The sequence below is a fragment of the Alkalihalophilus lindianensis genome (genome assembly GCF_032843265.1).
Taxonomy (GTDB): Bacteria; Bacillota; Bacilli; order Bacillales; family Bacillaceae_D; genus Alkalihalophilus; species Alkalihalophilus lindianensis.
This window is the reverse complement of record NZ_JAWJBA010000074.1, coordinates 1-394: the sequence shown is the minus strand read 5'-3', so window position 1 is coordinate 394 and position 394 is coordinate 1. Positions and strand designations below refer to the sequence as shown.

At 36.8% G+C, this 394-nt stretch carries 1 protein-coding gene; it reads left to right on the top strand.

Annotation, left to right across the window (positions count from 1 at the left end; genetic code table 11):
• Positions 1 to 394: SIS domain-containing protein (locus RYX56_RS21355; RefSeq protein ID WP_317123989.1), on the top strand; the 394-nt coding region annotated here is incomplete at both ends.

Below are 394 nucleotides of genomic sequence, written 5' to 3'. Positions count from 1 at the left end.
CTTGTCAAGAAAGTGGACAATCCGCAAAATGAAAACATAGAGGATTTTTTAGAAATTACCCAAGGAGACTTTTTGACCCGTAATTCGTTAGCGGATATTCAAACGTTTATACAGCGTGTGCTGAGCCTCGAGCAACGTTATATTTTTATTTATGCAACTGGTTTTTCGGCAATAGCGGCGGAATATTTGTATAAAAAACTACTGGTATTAGGGAGAAAAACAATTTTTGCCAGTGGTACGGATTCAATTGGCGTATTTGAAAATAATTTGGAGGATATTGGTGCATTTATCGTCATTTCAAAATCAGGCGAAACACAGATAGTCATTGATAAGTTACAGGCAGCGAACGAACATGATATCTTTACGGTTTCATTTACGAAAGAAACGGATAACC